The organism is Paraglaciecola sp. MB-3u-78 (assembly GCF_002835935.1).
GTDB lineage: Bacteria > Pseudomonadota > Gammaproteobacteria > Enterobacterales > Alteromonadaceae > Paraglaciecola.
Genome location: NZ_PJCF01000030.1, coordinates 1 through 1,566 on the forward strand (window position 1 = coordinate 1; position 1,566 = coordinate 1,566).

1 protein-coding gene is annotated in these 1,566 nt (G+C 47.3%); it reads right to left on the minus strand.

Annotated elements, in window-relative coordinates; all coding sequences use genetic code 11:
• Nucleotides 1-1,333 (minus strand): group II intron reverse transcriptase/maturase (gene ltrA, locus CXF95_RS26140; RefSeq protein WP_101197890.1); only part of this gene is annotated, 1,333 nt, incomplete at its 3' end.
• Nucleotides 1,334-1,566: the final 233 nt, after the last annotated feature.

Here is a 1,566-nt window from a genome sequence, read left to right on the forward strand (position 1 = left end):
ATTTAGGATAGTGAAGCGCAATCCAACCATCACGTAACGAATAAAGCCCTTCGGATTTTAAGTAATCAAGCGATAAGGCTTGATTGATCCCCGGAGTTTTCGCACTACGCCATGGCCCTTTACTGGTAATGCCACACGCAACCGCAGCTTGTACATGCACACCTAATCTCATTAAACTTCTGACTTTGGTACGTGGTCTTCGCCACTGCCGCCAATACGCCATTCTCACTCTGCGCCTGATCCAATGATCTAAGTCTACACATCGTTGATAGCTATTAGCGATACCAAAGTAGTTTATCCAGCCTCGTAAATATTGACTGATTTTAAAGAGTTGATAATGCATAGACACGCCCCAGTTACGGTTCGTTAACCGCCGAACTTGCTGTTTAAACTTCAGCAAAGTCTTCGGATGCCATTGAATGCGTCCTCTGTTGAATGTGAATCCAAGGAATTTGCTTTCACTGGTTTTAACGACGTGGCTTTTGGTCGTATTAACGACCAGTTTCAAACGGTGACACAGGAACCTGCTGATACTACTCAGCACACGCTTGCCCGAACGCGGCGTCTTTACCAAAATGGTAAAGTCGTCCGCGTATCGGGCAAACTGATGGCCTCGTTTCTCAAGCTCTTTGTCCAGAGGGTCGAGCATGATGTTGGACAGCAAGGGTGACAACGGCCCGCCTTGTGGTACTCCTTCTCGGCTCTCCACGTAAAGCTGGTTATCGATAACCCCAGCTCGCAGATAACGTTTAATCAATTTAAGTAGACGTTTGTCCTTCACTTTGTAGCCAAGGAGCGTCATAAGTAAATCATGATTAACGCGGTCAAAGAACTTAGACAGATCAACATCGACTGTAAAACGGCGACCCGTTTTAATGATGCTTTGTACCTGTTTCACCGCTTGTTGCCCATTTCGATTTGGCCTGAACCCAAAACTGTTGTCTGAGAAGGTCGGGTCGAAAATAGGCGTAAGGACTTGAGCAATGGCTTGTTGGATCACTCGGTCAACGATGGTCGGGATACCTAGCTGACGTTTACCGCCATCTGGTTTATCTATTTCCACACGCCGAACGGGTGAAGGTTGGTATTGACCTGAGCAAAGCTCAGACATAATACGTTTCCAGTTTCCATCCTTTGCCCAAGCGGGGAAGTCATCAATGGACATCCCATCAATGCCAGCGGCCCCTTTGTTGGCTCGAACTCGTTTCCATGCAGCCAAGATATTGGCTGGACGAAGAATAAGCCCAAGTAGATCTGCACTAAAGGCTGGCTGCTTGTCGGTACGCTGAGTCACGTCACTACCGGACGGCATTCGTGTATTCAAGTCTGACAAGGCTCCTCCTTTGTTCTAAATGTTCGGACCTTCACCGTGTCCCAACCATTACGATGGGCATTTGGCTAATATGTCGTCTGCTGACTTCTGCTTAATCACATGACGGCTTACACCGTTATGCGCTATCGGTTTTCATCTATTTGCTCTTTCCAGTCGATGACACTGAAAAGCCAAGGCACTTGTATACCAGAGCCTCACTGGTTAGTTACCGATCGCTTGTTAAGCAGATCTCC